This is a genomic window from Paenibacillus sp. J31R122 (assembly GCF_056269185.1).
Map to the genome: position 1 here is coordinate 347951 of NZ_JBWDNM010000002.1, position 20212 is coordinate 368162.

Below are 20212 nucleotides of genomic sequence, written 5' to 3' on the forward strand. Positions count from 1 at the left end.
AAATGATTGTGCGGATTCACAAAAGCGGAAGTGACGACTGCCCATTTAGCTTCTGTATTTTCAAATCAAGAAAAACAGTTACTTTCTGATCTATGCTATCTAGATCGATGCCGCCAATTTCTTCGATTCGTTTCAAACGGTAGCTAAGCGTATTGATATGAACATGCAGCAACTCCGACGCAACTTTCACATTGCTGTCAGAACATAAAAACACTTCAAGCGTATGCAACAGATCACTTTTGTGGTCCTGATCGTACTGTCGCAATTTCTTCAGACACGGATTGTCGATACAATGGATGCGGCTTACTTCTAGTATGGAGGGAAGCAGGCGGTAATAGCCGAGATCCGAATATAGGTAAACATTCCGAAGCTCATGAGGGAAGCGCTGCTTGATATGCAATACCGTCAGTGCCTCCCGATAACATAGCTCCACCTGTTTGTAATCGCCGTAGACAGATCCGCTTCCTCCTTCGGTTGGCGAGAAACCGAATCGCTGCTGCATTTGCTCAAACATATAACTAAACTCATCGTAATCGTCTTCCTTGCTTTGACCTGGCTTTAATCCGGATAATAAAATAAGCTGATTATTCTTTAACGTATAGAGTGAGATCCGAATTCTCTGTGTTGTCGTGAGCATATATTCTATTTGCTGCTGCTTGTCTTGAATTTCCGACTGAAATTCCAGGACAATGACTCGGTACAGAGCCGGTAGTTCAACTCCTAGCATTGTAGCTTTCTCCCGAATTCCCTCATCAGTCGTCAAGTGTCCGGTAAGCAGCTGCCAGAAAAAATCCTCATGCCCTTTTTCTTCCTTGCGTTTTTTAATCTGTTGCTGCAGCAGCTTTGTTGTAGCCGCATGCGCTGATTTCTTCAGCATGCGGGATGCTTCTTCACCAAGTCGTCCTTCTGTTTCTAAAACCCAAATATAACCAATAATCGTGCGCTGCTTGCGAATAGCGATGACCATCCGTTTGCCTAATCCGATCGATGAAATTGCAGGAATAGAGATCGGCTCTTCACTTTCAACGATTTGCTGCATATATCCGAGCTGCCATAATTCTCGAATTACCTTCTCGGGTACACGGCGACCAATAATGGTTGCAACCCGCGCCACATCGGACTCCGATTCGTGAGAGCTATACGCGATGAGACGATGATTGTCATCTTCAATGGTGACGGGACAATGAAGGACTTCGCTTATTGTATCGACGAACGCCTCCAAGCTTTTGAAATTTTGATCAAATGGGTCGTCTTTGGTTTCATTCAATTTGGCGCACACCTACTTGAAGGCCGAATAGGGGCCCGTTTGTCATTTTTCATAATGAAAGCGCTTCTTTTTTGGGATTGAGCACAAAAGCAAGAGTTGAGAACTGTGATAAGATGACTTCATAAGTTTCACGGTTTTCTTAAACTTCACTTCGGACCGTAAATTTATACCTAATTTCTCCTCAGTTAGAAGGAAAAATTTAACTGGTATTTTGTTAACGCTTACAAGGTAATCTATTTTAAAGCAGGAGGAGTTAATATGAAGAAACAAGAAACAACAGAGCTGCATCGAGGGCTTGAGCAAAGACACATCTCATTAATGTCGCTGGGAGCAGCAATAGGTGTGGGTTTATTCCTCGGTTCCGCTTCCGCGATCAAACTTGCAGGTCCGGCTATTTTGTTCGCATATGCGCTTGGTGGACTAGCCATATACGTCATTATGAGAGCGCTTGGTGAGATGGCTATTCATAATCCTGTAGCAGGTTCGTTCAGTCGTTATGCCAGAGAGTACATTGGTCCGATTTTCGGCTATTTAACAGGGTGGAATTACTGGTTTCTCTGGATTATCACTTGTATGGCGGAAATTACAGCGGTCGGGATTTATATGGAATTCTGGGAGCCCGATGTTCCCCGCTGGATTTGGTCTTTGGCCGCTCTTGTGATCATGACATTGGTGAACCTGATTGCCGTCAAGGCATACGGAGAGCTTGAATTCTGGTTTGCGCTTATCAAGATTGTAACGATCATTCTGATGATTGGACTCGGACTTGCTATGATCCTGTTCGGTTTCGGAAACGAAGGCGTGGCGGTTGGAATTAGCAATCTGTGGAGCCATGGAGGATTTTTACCTAATGGTTTCAGCGGCGTGTTAATGTCATTGCAAATGGTTATGTTTGCTTACCTTGGAATTGAAATGATCGGTGTAACTGCTGGGGAAGTAAAAAACCCGAAGAAGTCGATTTCCAGAGCAATCGATTCCGTATTCTGGCGCATTCTAATTTTCTATATTGGCGCACTGTTCGTGATAATGTCAATTTATCCATGGAACGAAATTGGCCAAACGGGAAGCCCTTTTGTCATGACATTTGAAAAAATAGGGATTCCTTACGCGGGGGCCATCATTAATTTCGTCGTCATTACGGCCGCACTCTCTTCCTGCAACAGTGGGATATTCAGCACGGCTCGTATGCTGTTCAATCTCGGTCAGCAGGGAGAAGCTCCTACCCGCTTTACCAAGGTCACGAAAAGAGGCGTGCCTGGTATAGCAACATTAGCATCGGGTGCCGTTTTGCTGGTTGGAGTTGTACTCAATTATTTGGTGCCGGAAAAAGTATTTACATGGCTGACAAGCATAGCGACGTTCGGCGCAATTTGGACTTGGGCGATCATTCTTATTTCTCAATTGAGATTCCGCAAAGTCATGCCCGCTGAAGAGATAGGCCAGCTTTCTTACAAAATGCCATGGGCTCCTTATAGCTCGTACTTTACGTTGGCTTTCCTGATGGGTGTAATCGGACTGATGGCCTACTTCCCGGCGACGCGAATTTCCTTGATCGTCGGTCCCATTTGGTACGGCATACTCATTATTGTATATTACAAAAAGGGATTTCATAAGAAACGTTAGATCAAATCTATGAAATTATCCTCCTCGGAATTGAAACCGAGGAGGATTTTTTTTCGCCTGTCAGAAGTGAGGAGGCGATAGGGGGTGACAGTTTCAACTTTGAAGGTATTCCTCATTAATTCTAACTAATTAATCGTATCACTTTAAGAGTTCGATAAACTTACTTGCCGCATTGGAGAGCGGCATATTGCGCATCATCATGAAGCCTACTTGGGAAGGAGGCATCTTGATATCTAATTGAATCTCGAAGAGAGAGCCCTCTTCCAGCTCCTTGGAAATGAATTCTTTGGTTACATAAGAGATTCCGAGGCCTTTCCTTGCAAACTCGATGAGAAGATCGACGCTTCCCACCTCAATCTCTGGCTTGATCTGATAGCCGTAGCTTTGGAATAGCTCGGTGATGGCCATCCGTACACGGCTATTTCGCGAGAACAGGATGATAGGGTACTGTAGCAGCAGATCCAGTGATAGTACCTTGCCTTTAAGCTCGGCATAACGAGCCCCTGCCACAAAACAATCCTGCAGTTGAATACCCTTCATCACTTCAAGCTGTGAATCTACGATGGGCATACGCACGACGCCCAAATCGATTTTACCTTCTTTCAGAAATGCAATAGTTTCCGGTGTTGTTCCATGATTCAGATGCAGCTTAATGCCGGGATGCTTCTCGTGATAGCTTTCCAGAAACGGCAGCATATAATGCTTGAATAACGAATCACTACCGCCGATCCGCAGCTCCCCGCTGTCCAAATTTTTAAGCGCCGTCATCTTTTCTTCTGCCAGCGAGATAAGAATCTGAGACTTCTCAATATAGGAAAAAAGGATGGCGCCTTCTTGCGTCAAAGCGACGCCCTTGGAATTCCGATAAAACAAAGTGATACCGAAGTTGTCTTCCAGCTGCTTGATGGCATGGCTCACGCTAGGCTGAGTGATATACAACGATTTGGCGGCCTGGGACAAGCTTCCCTTCTTCGCGGTCCAGTAGAAAACTTTGTATAATTCATAATTGATCATAGATGTGGTCTATAGCTCCTGTGAAATATATGTATTACTTGTATAGGTGATATTCGTATTATAGTGGATTTAAGAAATAGAAACCAGTGCTAACTAAGAAGCTCTGCTGGAAGGAGAAGCAACATGGAGGCTACCACTTTTATCTTGTTTGGAGCAACAGGGGATTTGGCGAAAAGAAAAATTTATCCTGCCCTATATAATTTGTTTGTCGATCAGAAGCTGCCTGAGTTTTTCTCCGTGGTCGGCCTTGGAAGAAGAGAACTATCCGATGAAGCCTTTCAGGCAAATGTCGAGCAATCTCTTCGTACATTTTCCAGGCGCGAAGCGAACGATCCTGTATTGATTCAAAAATTCTTGCGTGCATTTCGCTATAGTGTTCTGGATGTGGGTCGCAAAGAAGATTACCTGAAGCTGCTTCAGTTGATCGAACAACGAGAAGAAGAGCTGCGTTTAGCACCCAATCGCATGTTTTACTTATCCGTAGGACCTGAATTTTTCGAAACGATCGCAGCTAACATTCATGAAAGCGGGCTTGGTTCCGCGAATGGCTGGAAGCGTCTTGTGATCGAGAAGCCTTTCGGTCATGATTTGCAATCTGCTCGGGAGTTGAATAAGAATCTGAGCAAAGCTTTTACGGAAGATGAAGTTTTCCGAATCGATCATTATCTGGGCAAGCCGATGGTTCAGAAGCTCGAAGTTCTACAGCAAAGTAATCCGGTTCTTCAAGCATTATGGGACAACCGCTACATTGCCAACGTTCAAATTACGGCAAATGAAATCGTCGGTGTTGAAGAACGAGCTGGCTATTACGATCATGTTGGCGCGATAAGAGACATGTTCCAAAACCATATGCTTCAATTGCTCATGATGCTGACAATTCATCTCCCGAACAACAGTACTTCAGAGAATGTTCGTTTCAAAAAGAAACTGGTCATGGATTCGCTAGAGCTGCTGCAAAAAGAGGATGTAAGCTCCCATGTTGTCCGCGGGCAGTATGGTGAAGGAATGATCCAAGGGAAAACGGTGGTCGGTTATACATCCGAACCAAATATTGCCCCAACCTCCCAGAATGACACCTTTATTGCAGCAAAGCTTGAGATCGACGATTATTTCTGGCGGGGCGTTCCTTTTTATATTCGCACAGGAAAAAGAATGAAGGACAAATCGACACGAATCGTGATCGAGTTCAAGGAACCGATAAAGCAGTCCGCAGCTAACGACGATAATAAATTGCCTAATCTGCTGGTATTTGAGATCAGTCCTGACGAATGCATCAGGCTGCAATTAAATACGAGAGACCCTCAGCACAAAGGGGATTTCAAGCCTCTGAATATCGACTTTCATGAAAGTCGAGACAATGTGCCCGAGGCTTACGAGAATTTGATTCATGACGCTTTGCACGGAGATTCAACATTTTTCGCACATTGGGACGAAGTCGAATTGTCATGGAAATGGGTTCAACCTATTTTGGATGCATACGAAGAGAACCTGGTTCCGCTTCACCGCTATGCAGCTGGCACATACGGACCTGCAGAATCTGATAGGCTTCTCGAGCAAGACGGCTTTCATTGGTGGTTCGATGACGAGTCGGAACAAAAATTCGAAACCGTAAAAGGAGAACAATATGCTTAACACACAAACAATTGATCAACTATCTATCGATACGATCCGTACGCTATCTATCGATGCCATCAATGCTGCTAATTCTGGACACCCGGGGCTTCCGATGGGAGCTGCACCTATGGCGTATGCACTTTGGGGCAAACAGCTTAATCACAATCCGGGTCATGCAAAATGGTTCAACCGCGATCGGTTCGTCTTATCCGCTGGCCATGGCTCGGCTTTGCTTTACAGCCTTCTGCATTTGTCCGGCTATAACGTATCGATCGAAGACTTGAAGCAGTTCCGCAAGCTGAACAGCAGAACGCCTGGACATCCTGAATTTGGCCACACGGATGGCGTAGATGCAACAACCGGTCCTCTCGGGCAAGGGCTTGCGATGGCTGTAGGAATGGCGATGGCTGAAGCGCATTTGGCTTCGAAATTCAATCAAAGCGGGTTCCCGGTTGTCGATCATTACACCTATGTACTTGTCGGAGACGGCTGCTTGATGGAAGGGATTTCTTACGAGGCGATGTCCATGGCCGGACATATGAAGCTTGACAAACTAATTGTACTGTACGATTCCAACGACATCTCCTTGGATGGAGAGCTCAATCTTTCCTTCGGGGAAAACATGCAGAAGAGAGCGGAATCCGCAAACTGGCACTATTTGCGGGTTGAAGACGGCAACGACATCGAGCAAATCACAAAAGCGATCGAAGCAGCCAAGCAAAATGAATTGCAGCCGACAATTATCGAAATCCGAACGATTATCGGTTACGGAAGCAAAGTAGCCGGTACGAATAAAGCGCACGGCAATCCACTTGGCAAAGAAGAGGCAAAGGCAACTAAAGCCGTTTACGGCTGGAACCATGAGGAGGAATTCACGGTCCCGGCAGAAGTCAAAGCCCACTTTGACCAGCTTAAACAAAATGGTGTGGCGAAAGAAGAAGCGTGGAACCAATTAATCGCTTCATATAAAGTAAAGCATCCTGAGCTTGGCGCGGAACTCGAGCAAGTGATTGACGGTTCCGTCGTGATTGATGCCGCAGACCTCCTAACTTTCGACACATCCAAGACAGTTTCTACTCGCGTTGCTAGCGGTCAAGCGATCAATCATTTCGTTAAAACGGTTCCTTCGATTTTCGGCGGAAGTGCGGACTTGTCACATTCGACGATGACCGATATTAGCGGCGAACAAGTATTTGCCATTGAATCTTATGCAGGACGCAATATTTACTTCGGCGTCCGCGAGCATGCAATGGGCGCAGCTGGCAACGGTATGGCGCTGCACGGCGGCTTAAAACCTTTCGTGAGTACGTTCTTCGTGTTCAGCGACTATTTGCGCCCGTCGATTCGTCTTGCTGCACTACAGAAACTGCCTGTTATTTACGTATTCACCCATGATTCCATAGCTGTAGGCGAAGATGGACCAACGCATGAACCAATTGAGCATTTGACTGCACTGCGTACGATTCCGGGCCTTACGGTCATTCGTCCTACTGATGCCAATGAAACAGCTAACGCTTGGGCTTATGCTTTGCAGCAAAATGAAGGTCCAGTTGCCCTCGTACTGAGCAGACAGAACCTGCCTATATATGAAGCCACTAAAGGCAATGTTGAAGGGGTAGCAAAAGGGGCTTATGTCCTGACGGAAACGGGTGGCCAACCGGATGTTATTCTGATCGGGACTGGTTCCGAAGTTTCCCTGGCAGTGGATGCCAAAGCTGAACTCGAGAAGGAAAATATTTCCGTACGCGTCGTTGCTATGCCGAGCCGAGAATTGTTCAACCGTCAATCCGCAGAATACAAGCAATTTGTATTGCCAGCATCCGTTACAAAGCGCTTAGCTATTGAAGCCGGCATTTCACTTGGTTGGGAGAGTTACACAGGACCAAGCGGCAATGTATTGTCCATTGATACGTTCGGCGCTTCTGGTCCAGGCAATGAGGTATTGGAATACTTCGGTTTCTCCGTGGATAATGTGGTTCGCTTGGCGAAAGAATTACTATAGGTAACATTACTATAGGTGCATGTATGAAGTTAAAACAAGAATAGCAGATTAGGCGAAATTTTCTTTCGAGATTAAGTAGGTTTATACAAATCATTTAAAAATAATGATAAAAAATCGGAGGGAATAACTATGAAATTCTTTATTGACACTGCGAATCTAGTTGATATCAAAAAGGCTTATAAAATCGGCGTACTGTCCGGTGTTACGACGAATCCATCATTAGTTGCCAAAGAAGGCGTGAAATTCGAAGACCGCATAGCCGAGATACTGCGTGAAGTGCCTGAGGTTGAATCCGTTTCTGCCGAAGTAACGCCTGATGCAGAAACAGCTGAAGAAATGATCGCGCAAGCAAACGAATTGATTAAAATCAACAACAACGACAAAAACATCACAATCAAGCTTCCGATGACGCTAGCTGGACTTGAGGCTTGCCGTTATCTAACGAAAAAAGGCGTAAAAACAAATGTAACGTTAATCTTCACTGTGAACCAAGCACTCTTGGCTGCTCGCGCGGGCGCGACTTATGTCTCTCCGTTCCTCGGACGCTTGGATGATATTTCGGAAGACGGCGTTCTGCTGGTCACAAAAATCGCTGAATTGTTCCGTACGCATAACCTGGATGCGCAAATCATTGCGGCATCTGTTCGCCACCCGGACCACGTGACACGAGTAGCGATGGCTGGCGCGCATATCGCAACCATTCCTTTCTCCGTTATTGAACAAATTTCAAAACATCCATTAACTGATCAAGGCATGGAGAAATTCGCTGCCGATTGGAAAAAAACAGCGCAGCTTTAAGTTGCGCTTTACCATACCCGTTTTTAAAGGAGAGGTATTCTAATGAAAAAACAACAAATTGGCGTGGTCGGTTTGGCCGTCATGGGTAAAAACCTGGCCTTAAATATTGAAAGCAAAGGATTCTCGGTTGCAGTGTATAACCGTTCAGCTGAGAAAACAAATGAACTATTGGCGGAAGCGAAAGAGAAAAATTTCGTAGGCACATACAGTGTTGAAGAATTCGTCCAATCGCTGGAAAAGCCGCGCAGAATCCTCATCATGGTCAAAGCGGGGCAACCTACTGACGATACGATTAATCAGCTTGTCCCATACTTAGATCAAGGAGATATTCTGATTGACGGTGGCAACGCGTATTTCCCTGATACACAGCGAAGAAATAAAGATCTTCAAGCGCAAGGCTTCCGCTTCATCGGCGCTGGTGTTTCAGGCGGTGAAGAGGGCGCACTCAAAGGTCCTGCAATTATGCCAGGTGGTCAAAGAGACGCCTACGAGCTCGTAGAGCCAATCTTGACAGCCATCTCTGCCATAGTTGAAGGAGATCCTTGCTGCACCTATATCGGAGCTGACGGTGCTGGTCACTATGTCAAAATGGTACACAACGGTATTGAGTACGGTGATATGCAGCTTATCGGCGAAGCTTATCACCTGCTGAAAGATGTACTCAACCTAAACGCAAGCCAGCTGCATGATATTTTCACAGAATGGAACAATGGTGAGCTGGATAGCTATTTGATCGAGATCACGGCTGATATTTTCAAGAAAATCGATCCGGACACAGGCAAACCAATGGTAGAGGTCATTCTTGATTCAGCAGGGCAAAAAGGTACTGGCAAGTGGACTAGCCAAAGCGCGTTGGATTTAGGCGTTCCTTTATCTATCATTACGGAATCTGTATTCGCACGCTTTATCTCGGCGATGAAAGAAGAACGCGTCGCTGCGAGCAAACAATTGAACGGTCCTGCAGCGTCCAGCTATAACGGCGATGCAAAAGAATTCATCGAAGCCGTTCGTAAAGCTTTGTATACGAGCAAAATTGCATCCTATGCACAAGGCTTTGCGCAAATGAGAGCAGCTTCTGACGCCTACAATTGGGATCTGCAATATGGCAGTATCGCGATGATTTTCCGCGGAGGATGTATTATCCGTGCTAGATTTTTGCAAAATATTAAGGAAGCATATGATCGCAATCCAGCGCTAAATAATTTGTTCTTAGATGACTATTTCAGCGGGATCGTTGAGAACTATCAGGATGCATGGAGAAAAGTGATATCCATTGCAGTGACAAGAGGAATTCCGGTTCCTGCGTTCTCTTCCGCATTAGCTTATTATGATAGCTATCGTACGGCAAGATTGCCAGCTAATTTGCTGCAAGCGCAACGAGATTATTTTGGAGCACATACTTTCCAGCGTCTTGATAAAGAAGGCAGCTTCCATTTCCAATGGATGAGCGATAACGTATAACACACTTAGGCAACGGATAATATATCATGAGACTTATTCATCACATGTGACTAATAATTATTGAAATTTTAAAATAGTCATGCTATGATACTTCGTAAATTCATTGATTGGAGTTGGAGCGGATAATGTAATATTTCTTGCAAACCTTATAAAACAATAAAACAGAAAAAGCGATCGGTTTATTTCGCATGTTTTATTCTTTATATGCAAGAAAGTTACTTTATCTTTTCACTCAATCAAAATATCCTTTTCTAACTCCTATTTGGGGTTAGTTAACTGTATTTATTTGAGCTACAAGAAAAGTAACTTTTCTTGTAGCTTTTATTTTTTTTAGATACAGGAGGTTATTTTATGTCATTAATAAATGTTTCAAATCTAACGTTTGCCTATGATGGCAGCTACGATAACATATTTGAAAACGTAAATTTTCAAATGGATACGGATTGGAAGTTGGGATTTACAGGAAGAAACGGTAGAGGCAAAACGACATTTCTGAACTTGCTGCTTGGAAAATATGAGTACAGCGGAAATATTTCAGCAATCGTCAGCTTTGATTATTTTCCATTCCATGTTGATAACAAGGAAAGCAATACTCTCGATATAATCAACGATATTTTTCCAGATTATGTTCATTGGAAATTAATGCGTGAGCTTTCTCTGTTGAAGGTTTCGGAAGATGTTTTGAATAGACCCTTTGATACCTTGTCAAACGGAGAGCAAACGAAAGTATTGCTGGCTACTTTGTTTATTAAGGAAAATAGTTTTCTTTTGATTGATGAACCAACCAACCATCTGGATAGGAATGCAAGAAAACTTGTTAGTGAGTATCTCAATAGTAAGAAAGGGTTTATTTTGGTATCTCACGACAGATCATTTCTGGATAATTGCGTAGACCATATCCTTTCAATCAATAAGACCAGTATCGAAATTCAAAAATGTAATTTTTCAGGTTGGTGGGAAAATAAAAAGAGACAAGATAACTTTGAACTCGCAGAAAACGAAAAGCTTAAAAGAGACATTAAGCGCTTATCGGAGTCTTCCAGACGGACAAGCAACTGGTCAAACGAAGTGGAAAAAACAAAAAACGGAACAAGAAATTCAGGATCTAAGGTAGATAAAGGTTATATTGGACATAAAGCTGCTAAAATGATGAAACGCTCTAAATCAATTGAACAAAGACAGCAGTCAGCCATTGAAAATAAGTCTAAACTTCTTAAAAATATCGAAAGCTCGGAAAGCTTAGAAATAAAGCAGCTTGCATTTGATAAAAATCAACTTGTAGAACTTGATCAGGTTGCCATTTTTTATGAGGAGAAGATCGTTTGTGCAGACATCAGCTTTACAATAAAGCAAGGTGATCGTATCGCTCTTACGGGTAAAAATGGATCCGGGAAATCAAGTATCATCAAACTGATTTGCGATGAAGATATAAGCTATACAGGTACCTTCATGAAGGATAGTCAACTTAAAATATCCTATGTATCGCAGGACACATCCCATCTTCAGGGCAATTTATCTGACTATGCTTTAAATAATGGAATAGATGAAAGCCTTTTTAAATCCATTTTAAGAAAACTTGATTTCTCCAGAATTCAATTTGAAAAGGATATTTCAGACTTTAGCGGTGGGCAAAAGAAGAAAGTACTCCTTGCAAAAAGTCTAAGTGAAAACGTTCATTTGCATATTTGGGATGAACCGCTTAATTTTATTGATATTATTTCTCGCATGCAAATTGAAGAACTGCTGCTTGAATACTCACCAACCATTCTTTTTGTGGAGCATGACAGGGAATTTTGCAATAATGTTGCAACAAAGTTTATTGAACTCTAATGGAATATAGATATCATTTGGGAAATATGTATTACATTCCTTGTTGAAAATAAATCCTTAAGCAAAATAAAACTCGATTTCTGTCAGATCGTGTTGCAATTTCTGAAAAAATTTTTCTTTATCATGAAACCAAGATGTCCCGCCTACCGTATCACATTCTATTAGACGCTTTATAGCATTTAAATAGTGATTCCAAAATGATAAAGGGATTAGCTAGCATTTTAAAGTCGTCATTAGTTTAGGAGGAAATAGAATGGAATTAGGATTGTTAATGGAATATGGCTGGGTTCTGTTAGTATTAATTGCGCTTGAGGGGCTGCTGGCAGCCGACAACGCGCTTGTACTGGCGATTATGGTCAAGCATTTGCCTGAAGCAGAGCGTAAGAAGGCGTTGTTTTATGGCTTGGCAGGCGCATTTGTTTTCCGATTTGGATCGTTGTTCGCAATTTCATTTTTGGTGGATGTCTGGCAGGTACAAGCCATCGGAGCGCTCTATCTTCTATTTATTGCACTCAACCACATAATACGTAAGGTAATCGTAAAGAAAGGCGAAGATTCCGCAGCCAAGAGTTCGGGGAAAGAACGAAAGAAAAGTGGGTTCTGGATGACCGTATTAAAAGTTGAAGTAGCGGATATCGCTTTTGCAATTGACTCGATATTGGCAGCTGTTGCACTGGCCGTAGCATTGCCACCAACGAGTTTGCCGAAAATCGGGGGCATGGACGGCGGTCAATTTATCGTTATTTTCCTGGGTGGTTTTATCGGCCTTATTATCATGCGCTTTGCAGCGAATATGTTCGTTAAGCTGTTGGAGAGCAGACCAGCTCTGGAAGTCGCTGCTTTCTGTATCGTCGGCTGGGTTGGCGTTAAGCTAGCGGTTCATACACTTGCACATCCATCACTGCACGTAATCCCGCATGACTTCGCTGAATCGACAGGCTGGAAAGTAACATTCTACGTGGTACTTCTGCTCATCGCCGTAACCGGTTGGATCCTTTCAGGCAACAAGGAGAAGGAAAAACAGGTGTCGGAAGCAGCTTAAGTGGAATTGTTGGACTTCTAATCAAAAAAACCGCCAATTGGCGGTTTTTCTATATGAACACCCATAGTGGATCGGGTGGACATCTTATTGTCCTTCTTTCACAAACTTCTCGATTCGAACCTTGATTGCATCGCGAACATTTCTAAATTGATCCATGATTTCTTGTTCTGTGCCTGTTGCTTTTGCAGGATCTTCGAAGCCCCAATGCCATTTGACTACATTTGGATTTGAGATGACAGGGCAGTGCTCATCAGCGTGGCCACAAAGCGTGATTACAAAATGTGCGCGATTCAAAATTTCTGGATCGATTACATTTGAAGAGTTTTGGCGAATATCAACACCGGCTTCTCTCATAACTTGAACTGCTCTTGGGTTCAAACCGTGAGCTTCGAGGCCTGCACTTTTCACTTCGTAATGTTCACTGCCAATTGCATTCAGAAAGCCATCTGCCATTTGACTCCGACATGAGTTACCCGTGCACAAGAAATAAACCAGTTTCTTTTCCATTTTTCATTTCTCCTTTGACATTCATTTAGTGGATGATGCTTAGCCAGATGTAAAGGCCAAATAGCGTAATAAACAACACCGGAAGTGTTAATACAATTCCAATTTTAAAGTAATAACCCCATGTAATCTTCACGCCTTTCTTGGAAAGTACATGCAGCCACAATAAGGTAGCTAACGATCCAATCGGCGTAATTTTAGGACCCAGATCAGAACCAATAACATTTGCATAAATAAGAGCCTCTCGTAATACACCATTAGTGTTTGTTCCCTGGATAGCCAAGGCATCAATCATTACCGTGGGCATATTGTTCATAATGGATGAGAGGATGGCAGCAATGAATCCTGTACCGATTGTTGCCATAAATAATCCTTGTTCCGCTGTCCATTGAAACACTTTGCCAAGCTGATCCGTGAGACCAACATTTCGCAGTCCGTAAACAACGACATACATGCCGATGGAAAAGACGACAACCGACCATGGTGCTCCTTTAATGACCGCGCCAGTTTGGATAGCAGGGCTCCTGCGAGCCGCAAATATAAAGACGGCAGAAGCTAAGCCAGCAACGATCGATACTGGAACATGGACAAACTCGCTAACTAAGTAAGCAATTAATAATACGGATAAAACAATCCAGGATAGCTTAAACATGCGCATATCTTTTATCGCATCACGAGGCTGTTTTAACTGGTTAAGATCATAGCTCTTTGGAATGCTTCTCCTGAAAAACAGGAATAATACAAGTAAACTTGCTCCAACTGCGAAAAAGTTTGGGATAATCATCCGGCTCGCATACTCGGCAAATCCAATTCCAAAGAAATCTGAAGAAACGATATTAACCAAGTTACTGACCACAAGAGGTAAGGAAGCTGTATCGGAAATAAATCCGCTTGCCATTATAAATGGCAGGATCATACGATCATCGAATTTTAATGCTCGGACCATGGCAAGAACAATCGGTGTAAGAATAAGTGCAGCACCATCATTTGCGAAAAATGCAGCGACCGCAGCACCGAGTAATACGACGAAGGTGAACATGAGATAACCGTTGCCTTTTGCAAAACGTGCCATATGGAGTGCCGACCATTCGAAGAATCCGATTTCATCTAGTATGAGTGAGATCAGGATGACAGCGACAAAAGCTAGAGTAGCGTTCCAGACAATACCGGTTACATCCCACACATCATTAAAATCTACAACACCAAATAGTAGGGCGAGTATAGCTCCGCCAACAGCCGAATAGCCGATATTTAAACCTTTAGGTTGCCAAATGACGAAAATCAATGTAATAAGAAAAATAACTGATGCGATAACTAACATGTTTCCTCCTAAAATCTTTGTTCATAATAACTCTACTCTAGAAGCACAGCCCTTAATTGCAGCAATCGGGGCTTAGCTTCTTTAATTCTTCTTTCATGGATGGGAGCACATTTAAGATGCCTTGTAGATAAGGTTTATCATCAGTATTTAAAGAGTAATAGATCCATTGTGCGCGCCTTGTCTCATTAACCAAACCGCCAACTTTTAGTTTTCTTAAATGCTGGCTTATATTAGGTTGTGTTGTTTCAAGAATCGTTACGATATCACATACGCACATTTCCCGTTCTTTGAGCAGTGCAAGAATTGTAAGACGAGTCTTGTCAGACAATAGCTTCAATATCTCGGCAAGATTTTCAATCGAATGGAACATGCAGTCACTCCTTTTAACTAACGTATTGTGTTAATTGATCAGTTTCATATAGGTTCACACTTTCAATGTTTATTATACACAGCTGATTATATAAGTAAAGCATTATATAAGTTCTTACTAATATATAAAATGATGAAAAATATAAGGCTTGATTCCGCTCCTATGGGTGCTGCCACCTTTCAGCTTTTTTGGTTTATAAGATAAACAGCGCATATCGCAGTCCGGATGAGGAGATCTGAATCTCCTCTTTTTTTCTCTCATTGATTGTTGAGGGAAATACCGCTAAAATGATTAGTCCAATGAACTTTAATCTCCAGCAATATATTTCGCAATGATTTTATTGATATTACCTATACGTTAAAAGTAGAAAATTTGGAGGGATGAGAATATATGACAGAAAAAGAAAAATCTCAACTAGGACTGCTTTATAATGCAAATTATGATAAAGAGTTAATTGAGGAACGTTTATTCGCAAAGGGCCTTTGCTACGAGTATAATCAGCTCCATCCGAGGAGCGTAAACGAAAGAGAAGCTATAATAAAAACGCTGTTTGGGAAAACAAGTAATCGTTTCTTGATTGAACAGCCTTTCGTGTGTGACTATGGGTATAATATTGAAATCGGTGAAAACTTTTATAGCAATCATAATGTTGTCATGTTAGATGGGGCCAAAATAGTTTTTGGTGATAATGTATTTGTTGCGCCAAATTGCGGGTTTTACACAGCTGGTCATCCGATTGATGTGGAACAACGTAATGAGGGCTTGGAAATTGTAGGTCCAATTACTGTTGGAAATAACGTTTGGATTGGCGGTGGCGTGACCGTTATTGCTGGTGTGACTATCGGCGACAATACGATCATCGGTGCAGGGAGCGTTGTGACAAAAAGTATACCATCGGACGTAATTGCTGTCGGTAATCCTTGTAGAGTACTCCGTGAAATTACGGAAGAAGACAAGACCAAGTATAGGAGAAATTAACAAGAAAATAAGATATAATCATAGATTATTCCTGATGTTTTCATCGAGTGATGATGATACAGTACAACACAAAGTAAGTAAATCCAACTACTATTTTACGTTAGTTATCCCATAATTCAGGTCCGAGACATCTTTCTTAAGAAGGATGTCTTTTTTTATAAATCATAAAGACTTTAAGGAGTAAATATGTAAATAGCATTCACGAAAACTACGTTTGAGCACAATGCAACCATCCAGAATAATTTACCTTATTCGTGGGAAACGTATAGTAAAATACGAAAAGATGGGTTGAGGTCATGAATTTTATCAAACGACGGTTTCGTGGAAAAAAAAATATTTCAAAAAATAAGTTATTTGCCCCTAATCTTAACCAACCAATCTCAGAAAATCTCGCAATTAATTTAGATATCATAAAGCAATTATTCAGTCATACCCCAGATCTTGTTATCCGTCATATTCAATTGAAAACAGGGAACACTGCATTACTTGTTTATTTGGATGGACTGATTGATAAAGTAGCTGTAGAAAATCATATATTATACCCATTGATCCATGAATTAAATTCCATTAATAATATAGAGTCATCGATTACGATTGGGAAAATAGAAACGATAACCTTATGGCTTGATATTGAACAATCGATTTTCGATGGTAATAGCATCCTGTTTATTAATGAACAATCCCATTCACTCGCATTATGTACTCAAGGCTGGCCTCAAAGAGCAATTAAAGAACCTCAAATCGAATCGACGTTGAAGGGGTCACATCAAGGATTTGTTGAATCGTGCGGACAGAACATTGCCCTGATACGCCGCTACATTCCTAATCGCGAACTAAAAATCAAGGAATCTACAGTAGGATCCCGGGCAAAAACGAGAATATCGATGTTGTATCTAGAAGATGTCGTTCAACCTGATTTCGTGAGTGAGATGGAGGATCGACTACAGCAAATTGACGTGGATGCCGTATTAAATACTGGAGAATTAGCGGAATTTATCGAAGACCATCCAATGAGTCTATTTCCCCAGCTTGCATTAACGGAACGTCCAGATACCGCAGCATCCCATATTTTACAAGGGAGAATAGCGCTTGTTGTCGATCATTCACCCAGTGTGCTCATTGCTCCAGTAAACTTTTCTGCGTTCTTTCAAAGCATCGATGATTATAGCAATCGCTGGATCATTGCTTCTTTTCTACGTTTATTGCGCTATCTAGCCTTTATTACCACGATCTCTTTATCGGCTATCTATATTTCCATTGTTTCGTTTCATTATGAATTATTGCCTTTGGGTTTGTTGATATCCATTGGGGAATCCAGAGCAAGAGTACCTTTCCCACCTATTCTAGAAGCACTTCTCATGGAACTAGCCTTAGAGATGTTAAGAGAAGCAGGCTTACGCCTTCCGGGTCCCATAGGACAAACAATAGGTGTTGTGGGAGGGATCGTTATTGGCCAGGCTGCAGTACAAGCGGGAATCGTAAGCAATATTATGGTAATTGTTGTTGCAATTACGGCCATTTCCTCTTTTATTATACCTGATTACGATATGTCATCTTCCTTACGTCTAATACGCTTTCCAATGATGATTCTTGCTTCTTTGTTCGGAATGGTGGGAATTGTAATTGGACTGATGATTCTTGCGGCTCACCTTTTCTCCATGGAATCATTTGGTATACCCTACGGAAGCCCGATTGTTCCCATCCGACTTCCTGACTGGAAAGACGTGTGGATTCGGGTGCCCATGTGGAAAATGAAAAACCGCCCGCTCTCAACACAACCGACTCAACTAAAAAAACAGGGGACTAATAGAAAGGGCGAGGAGCAACCATGAAATATTCGTATAATCAAATCTCCTTGATCCAATACATCTTTATTTTATTTGAAACCCAAGTGGGAATCGGTGTCCTCTCCCTTCCCAGCGATTTAGCTAAAACTGCCGGTACTGATGGATGGATATCCATTTTTTTGGGTTGGATTTTGGCTATCCTACTAAGCTTAATTATCATAAAAATCATGAAAAAAAATCCCGGATCGACTTTATTCGATCTTTTGTCCAAATATTTTGGCAAAGTGGTGGGTAAAAGTATATCTATTATATGGATACTGTACACGGCATTTGCAGCAGGTGTTATCATGTTTTCAACGATCCATATCATAAAGATATGGATCTTGCCGGATATGCCGAGCTTCGTCTTGATGATCCTGTTTGTCATTCCCATTTATATGATTACCAAGCATGGAATGAGGGTGATTGGACGCTTTGCCGAGTTTGTTTTTCTAGTCACTTTGTGGATGCCCTTCTTATTGTTATATACAATGAAGGATATCCAATGGCTTTACCTTCTCCCCATCGGAGAAGAAGGTTTACTTCCTTTTCTGTCTACCATAAAATCAACTATCTTTTCTTTCCTCGGATTTGAACTGGCTTTCATTCTTTATCCGTTTCTAAAGGACAAGAAATCCGCATCCAAGGGAATTGTTATTGCAAATTCTTTATCCATGATGATATTTTTAATAATTACTGTCATCAGTTACGTTAGGTACGCTCCGGAAGAGGTAACAGATTACGTTTATCCCACTCTCAACTTATTGAAACTCATTCGATTGCCGTTTTTGGAACGGCTGGAGATCATTTTTCTCTGCTTTTATTTGTTTATGATTTTTATGACGATCATTCCTAACCTCTACGCGGCTGTATTGGGAACAAGTAAATTATTCGGCAAACAGGATCATCGAAATTCTTTACGGATACTGTTGTTCCTTTGGATCCTATTGTCATTCTTTTTTATTCCTTCTTCTTCCCAAATAACTCAAATGGCCAAATGGCAGGGGGAGACAGGTTTATATTTATCTTATGTATTCCCTATTTTTCTTTGGATCTACGCATGGCTTTTCCATTTCTTTAGAAAGGAACAGAAACAATGATAAAAATTCATCTCCTGTTTCTAACATGGGCAGCCTTATTGTTTGTAGTAGGGTGCGGCAAGTCAGTGTATATAGAGAATCAACATTTTGTTCTTATAGAAGGTATAGATCTTGATGATCACAATAAGCTGGTCATGTATACGGCGTCTCCTGTCTTCAGCAAAGATGCCAAAAAAAAATATAAAATCACATCCACGAAGGCAATTTCAATTCGCGATGCGAGTGGAAAAATCAATACGAAGTCGAGTGGCACTCCAGCTTTCGGAAAAATACAAAATGTTCTGATCGGAAAAAAACTGCTGCTGCAAAGAAATGCGTTTCCCTACTTGGATGTTCTCTTTCGCGATCCCCGAAATGAGATTAACGCGAACGTGATTGTGGTTAATGGAGCCGTGAAAAAGGTAATGTATACAAACATGAGCGATAAAGGCCGAATCGGTGTCGTGGTTAAAGATTTGGCAGAAAGTTCATTTAAGAGAAGTGCTGCAGTGCAAACCACACTGCAGCAATTTCATAAGCAAATGATGGACAAAGGAGCGACCCCTTATCTAACGGAAATGAAAGCTGAGAAAAATGATCTCGTCATTTCAGGAACAGTTCTGTTACATAAAGATGGCACCTTTGCTACTTCATTGAATAATAAAGAAAGTGCCTTATTGCTATTGCTGCAGCGCAATACGAGATATTCGATTCCTTTAACATTTCATCTACCTCCTGAAATGTTTCAGACTGATGAAGAAATGTCTTATGTGAGTTTCGACATCAACAAGGTAAAGTATAACCTCAAGACAAAATTCGTAGAAAACCAATTTATAATTGATTTGAAAATGAAGGTTCAAATCACCTTGTCGGAACGCATGTTTTCTTTAGACTTAGAGAAGAGCAAGCAGTTGGAACAAGCCATTGCACAAGAACTAAAAAAAGAATGTGAAGCTTTAATCAAGAAAGCTCAAAAGCATCAAGTCGCCCCATTTGGTTTTGGGCTTTATGTGCGGGCATATGACTATAAAAACTGGAAGAAAGTCCAGGATGACTGGGGAAAAGCTCTATCTGAAGCCAAGGTAAATGTTACCACTAAAGTAATAATCAAAAATAACGGGGTTTCCAAATAGATTTGATTCAATTGGTAAGAGAAAGGGCCATCCACATAATACTGGATGGTCCTTTCTCTAAAACTTGCCGTTACAGACAGTGCGGACAACCGTATCACAAGTAATGGCGAAAATTAGATGGTGGCGGTTCACTGGTAACGGCAAACCAAAGTCTTAATCCTTGCAAGAAGCTGGGTTAAGGCTTTGGTTTTTTATGTTCCTAGTACCTTGTAGACTGACTTCTAACTTTTCAACAGCTTATAAATAGCTTATAATTAGTAGATATATAAATCTACAAATAATTGTTACACTATGATATGGTTATAAGTGAAATAGAAAAGGTGTGCGAAAAGGTCGCGCCTTGGCTTGGT

The 20212-nt window shown here is 41.9% G+C and carries 16 protein-coding genes; 11 read left to right on the top strand and 5 right to left on the bottom strand.

What is annotated here, in order from left to right:
- Window positions 1–16: 16 nt before the first annotated feature.
- Window positions 17–1267, bottom strand: coding sequence for a PucR family transcriptional regulator (locus AC0YN7_RS04735; protein WP_475808801.1), 1251 nt, complete (start codon window positions 1265–1267; stop codon window positions 17–19).
- Between the two features lie 258 nt (window positions 1268–1525).
- Here AC0YN7_RS04735 and AC0YN7_RS04740 point away from each other — a divergent pair, with 258 nt between their 5' ends.
- Window positions 1526–2890, top strand: coding sequence for an amino acid permease (locus AC0YN7_RS04740; RefSeq protein ID WP_475808802.1), 1365 nt, complete (start codon window positions 1526–1528; stop codon window positions 2888–2890).
- 138 nt (window positions 2891–3028) lie between these two features.
- On the opposite strand, the gene AC0YN7_RS04745 is transcribed toward AC0YN7_RS04740, so the two are convergent.
- Window positions 3029–3904 carry a LysR family transcriptional regulator gene (locus AC0YN7_RS04745; RefSeq protein WP_475808803.1) on the bottom strand — a complete coding sequence of 292 codons (876 nt, stop codon included), beginning with the start codon at window positions 3902–3904 and terminating at the stop codon, window positions 3029–3031.
- Between the two features lie 123 nt (window positions 3905–4027).
- Here AC0YN7_RS04745 and zwf point away from each other — a divergent pair, with 123 nt between their 5' ends.
- The 6 genes from zwf to AC0YN7_RS04775 all read left to right on the top strand — a co-directional run bounded on the left by zwf (window position 4028) and on the right by AC0YN7_RS04775 (window position 12651).
- Window positions 4028–5536 (top strand): glucose-6-phosphate dehydrogenase, encoded by a 1509-nt coding sequence (zwf, locus tag AC0YN7_RS04750; RefSeq protein ID WP_475808804.1) that lies wholly within the window; start codon window positions 4028–4030, stop codon window positions 5534–5536.
- A complete protein-coding gene (tkt, locus tag AC0YN7_RS04755; RefSeq protein WP_475808805.1) occupies window positions 5529–7520 on the top strand; it encodes a transketolase in 1992 nt (663 codons plus the stop codon). Before zwf ends, tkt begins: the two co-directional genes overlap by 8 nt.
- A 129-nt stretch (window positions 7521–7649) precedes the next feature.
- Complete coding sequence (gene fsa / locus AC0YN7_RS04760; protein WP_102711365.1) at window positions 7650–8318, top strand: fructose-6-phosphate aldolase; 669 nt, start codon at window positions 7650–7652, stop codon at window positions 8316–8318.
- A gap of 42 nt (window positions 8319–8360) precedes the next feature.
- The gene (gndA, locus tag AC0YN7_RS04765) at window positions 8361–9779 is read left to right on the top strand and encodes an NADP-dependent phosphogluconate dehydrogenase (RefSeq protein ID WP_475808806.1); all 1419 of its coding nucleotides are present in this window, start codon (window positions 8361–8363) and stop codon (window positions 9777–9779) included.
- Between the two features lie 351 nt (window positions 9780–10130).
- Window positions 10131–11609, top strand: coding sequence for an Lsa family ABC-F type ribosomal protection protein (locus tag AC0YN7_RS04770; RefSeq protein WP_475808807.1), 1479 nt, complete (start codon window positions 10131–10133; stop codon window positions 11607–11609).
- A 253-nt stretch (window positions 11610–11862) separates the two neighbouring features.
- Window positions 11863–12651, top strand: coding sequence for a TerC family protein (locus AC0YN7_RS04775; RefSeq protein ID WP_475808808.1), 789 nt, complete (start codon window positions 11863–11865; stop codon window positions 12649–12651).
- Window positions 12652–12735: 84 nt separating this feature from the next.
- Here the strand turns inward: AC0YN7_RS04775 and arsC are convergent, their stop codons facing one another.
- From arsC to AC0YN7_RS04790, 3 genes are read right to left on the bottom strand one after another with little or no spacing between them, the layout of a single operon-like run.
- Complete coding sequence (gene arsC, locus AC0YN7_RS04780) at window positions 12736–13158, bottom strand: arsenate reductase (thioredoxin) (RefSeq protein WP_475808809.1); 423 nt, start codon at window positions 13156–13158, stop codon at window positions 12736–12738.
- Between the two features lie 25 nt (window positions 13159–13183).
- A complete protein-coding gene (locus tag AC0YN7_RS04785; RefSeq protein ID WP_475808810.1) occupies window positions 13184–14476 on the bottom strand; it encodes an arsenic transporter in 1293 nt (430 codons plus the stop codon).
- Between the two features lie 52 nt (window positions 14477–14528).
- Window positions 14529–14846, bottom strand: coding sequence for an ArsR/SmtB family transcription factor (locus AC0YN7_RS04790; RefSeq protein WP_475808811.1), 318 nt, complete (start codon window positions 14844–14846; stop codon window positions 14529–14531).
- Window positions 14847–15236: 390 nt separating this feature from the next.
- Between AC0YN7_RS04790 and AC0YN7_RS04795 the strand changes: the two genes are divergently transcribed.
- The 4 genes from AC0YN7_RS04795 to AC0YN7_RS04810 all read left to right on the top strand — a co-directional run bounded on the left by AC0YN7_RS04795 (window position 15237) and on the right by AC0YN7_RS04810 (window position 19862).
- Window positions 15237–15824 carry a sugar O-acetyltransferase gene (locus AC0YN7_RS04795; RefSeq protein ID WP_475808812.1) on the top strand — a complete coding sequence of 196 codons (588 nt, stop codon included), beginning with the start codon at window positions 15237–15239 and terminating at the stop codon, window positions 15822–15824.
- A gap of 296 nt (window positions 15825–16120) precedes the next feature.
- Window positions 16121–17656: a spore germination protein gene (locus AC0YN7_RS04800; RefSeq protein WP_475808813.1), complete on the top strand. Its 1536-nt coding sequence runs from the start codon at window positions 16121–16123 to the stop codon at window positions 17654–17656.
- Entirely contained in the window at window positions 17653–18750 is a 1098-nt protein-coding gene (locus AC0YN7_RS04805; RefSeq protein ID WP_475808814.1) for a GerAB/ArcD/ProY family transporter, read from the top strand. The genes AC0YN7_RS04800 and AC0YN7_RS04805 overlap by 4 nt, the downstream gene beginning before the upstream one ends.
- Window positions 18747–19862 (top strand): Ger(x)C family spore germination protein, encoded by a 1116-nt coding sequence (locus AC0YN7_RS04810; RefSeq protein WP_475808815.1) that lies wholly within the window; start codon window positions 18747–18749, stop codon window positions 19860–19862. Before AC0YN7_RS04805 ends, AC0YN7_RS04810 begins: the two co-directional genes overlap by 4 nt.
- Window positions 19863–20212 lie beyond the last annotated feature (350 nt).

Bases quoted from the DNA above. Each gene is read 5' to 3' on its own strand.
- AC0YN7_RS04740 (WP_475808802.1), top strand. From the start codon at position 1,526: ATGAAGAAACAAGAAACAACAGAGCTGCATCGAGGGCTTGAGCAAAGA.
- AC0YN7_RS04745 (WP_475808803.1), bottom strand. From the start codon at position 3,904: ATGATCAATTATGAATTATACAAAGTTTTCTACTGGACCGCGAAGAAG.
- zwf (WP_475808804.1), top strand. From the start codon at position 4,028: ATGGAGGCTACCACTTTTATCTTGTTTGGAGCAACAGGGGATTTGGCG.
- tkt (WP_475808805.1), top strand. From the start codon at position 5,529: ATGCTTAACACACAAACAATTGATCAACTATCTATCGATACGATCCGT.
- fsa (WP_102711365.1), top strand. From the start codon at position 7,650: ATGAAATTCTTTATTGACACTGCGAATCTAGTTGATATCAAAAAGGCT.
- gndA (WP_475808806.1), top strand. From the start codon at position 8,361: ATGAAAAAACAACAAATTGGCGTGGTCGGTTTGGCCGTCATGGGTAAA.
- AC0YN7_RS04770 (WP_475808807.1), top strand. From the start codon at position 10,131: ATGTCATTAATAAATGTTTCAAATCTAACGTTTGCCTATGATGGCAGC.
- AC0YN7_RS04775 (WP_475808808.1), top strand. From the start codon at position 11,863: ATGGAATTAGGATTGTTAATGGAATATGGCTGGGTTCTGTTAGTATTA.
- arsC (WP_475808809.1), bottom strand. From the start codon at position 13,158: ATGGAAAAGAAACTGGTTTATTTCTTGTGCACGGGTAACTCATGTCGG.
- AC0YN7_RS04785 (WP_475808810.1), bottom strand. From the start codon at position 14,476: ATGTTAGTTATCGCATCAGTTATTTTTCTTATTACATTGATTTTCGTC.
- AC0YN7_RS04790 (WP_475808811.1), bottom strand. From the start codon at position 14,846: ATGTTCCATTCGATTGAAAATCTTGCCGAGATATTGAAGCTATTGTCT.
- AC0YN7_RS04795 (WP_475808812.1), top strand. From the start codon at position 15,237: ATGACAGAAAAAGAAAAATCTCAACTAGGACTGCTTTATAATGCAAAT.
- AC0YN7_RS04800 (WP_475808813.1), top strand. From the start codon at position 16,121: ATGAATTTTATCAAACGACGGTTTCGTGGAAAAAAAAATATTTCAAAA.
- AC0YN7_RS04805 (WP_475808814.1), top strand. From the start codon at position 17,653: ATGAAATATTCGTATAATCAAATCTCCTTGATCCAATACATCTTTATT.
- AC0YN7_RS04810 (WP_475808815.1), top strand. From the start codon at position 18,747: ATGATAAAAATTCATCTCCTGTTTCTAACATGGGCAGCCTTATTGTTT.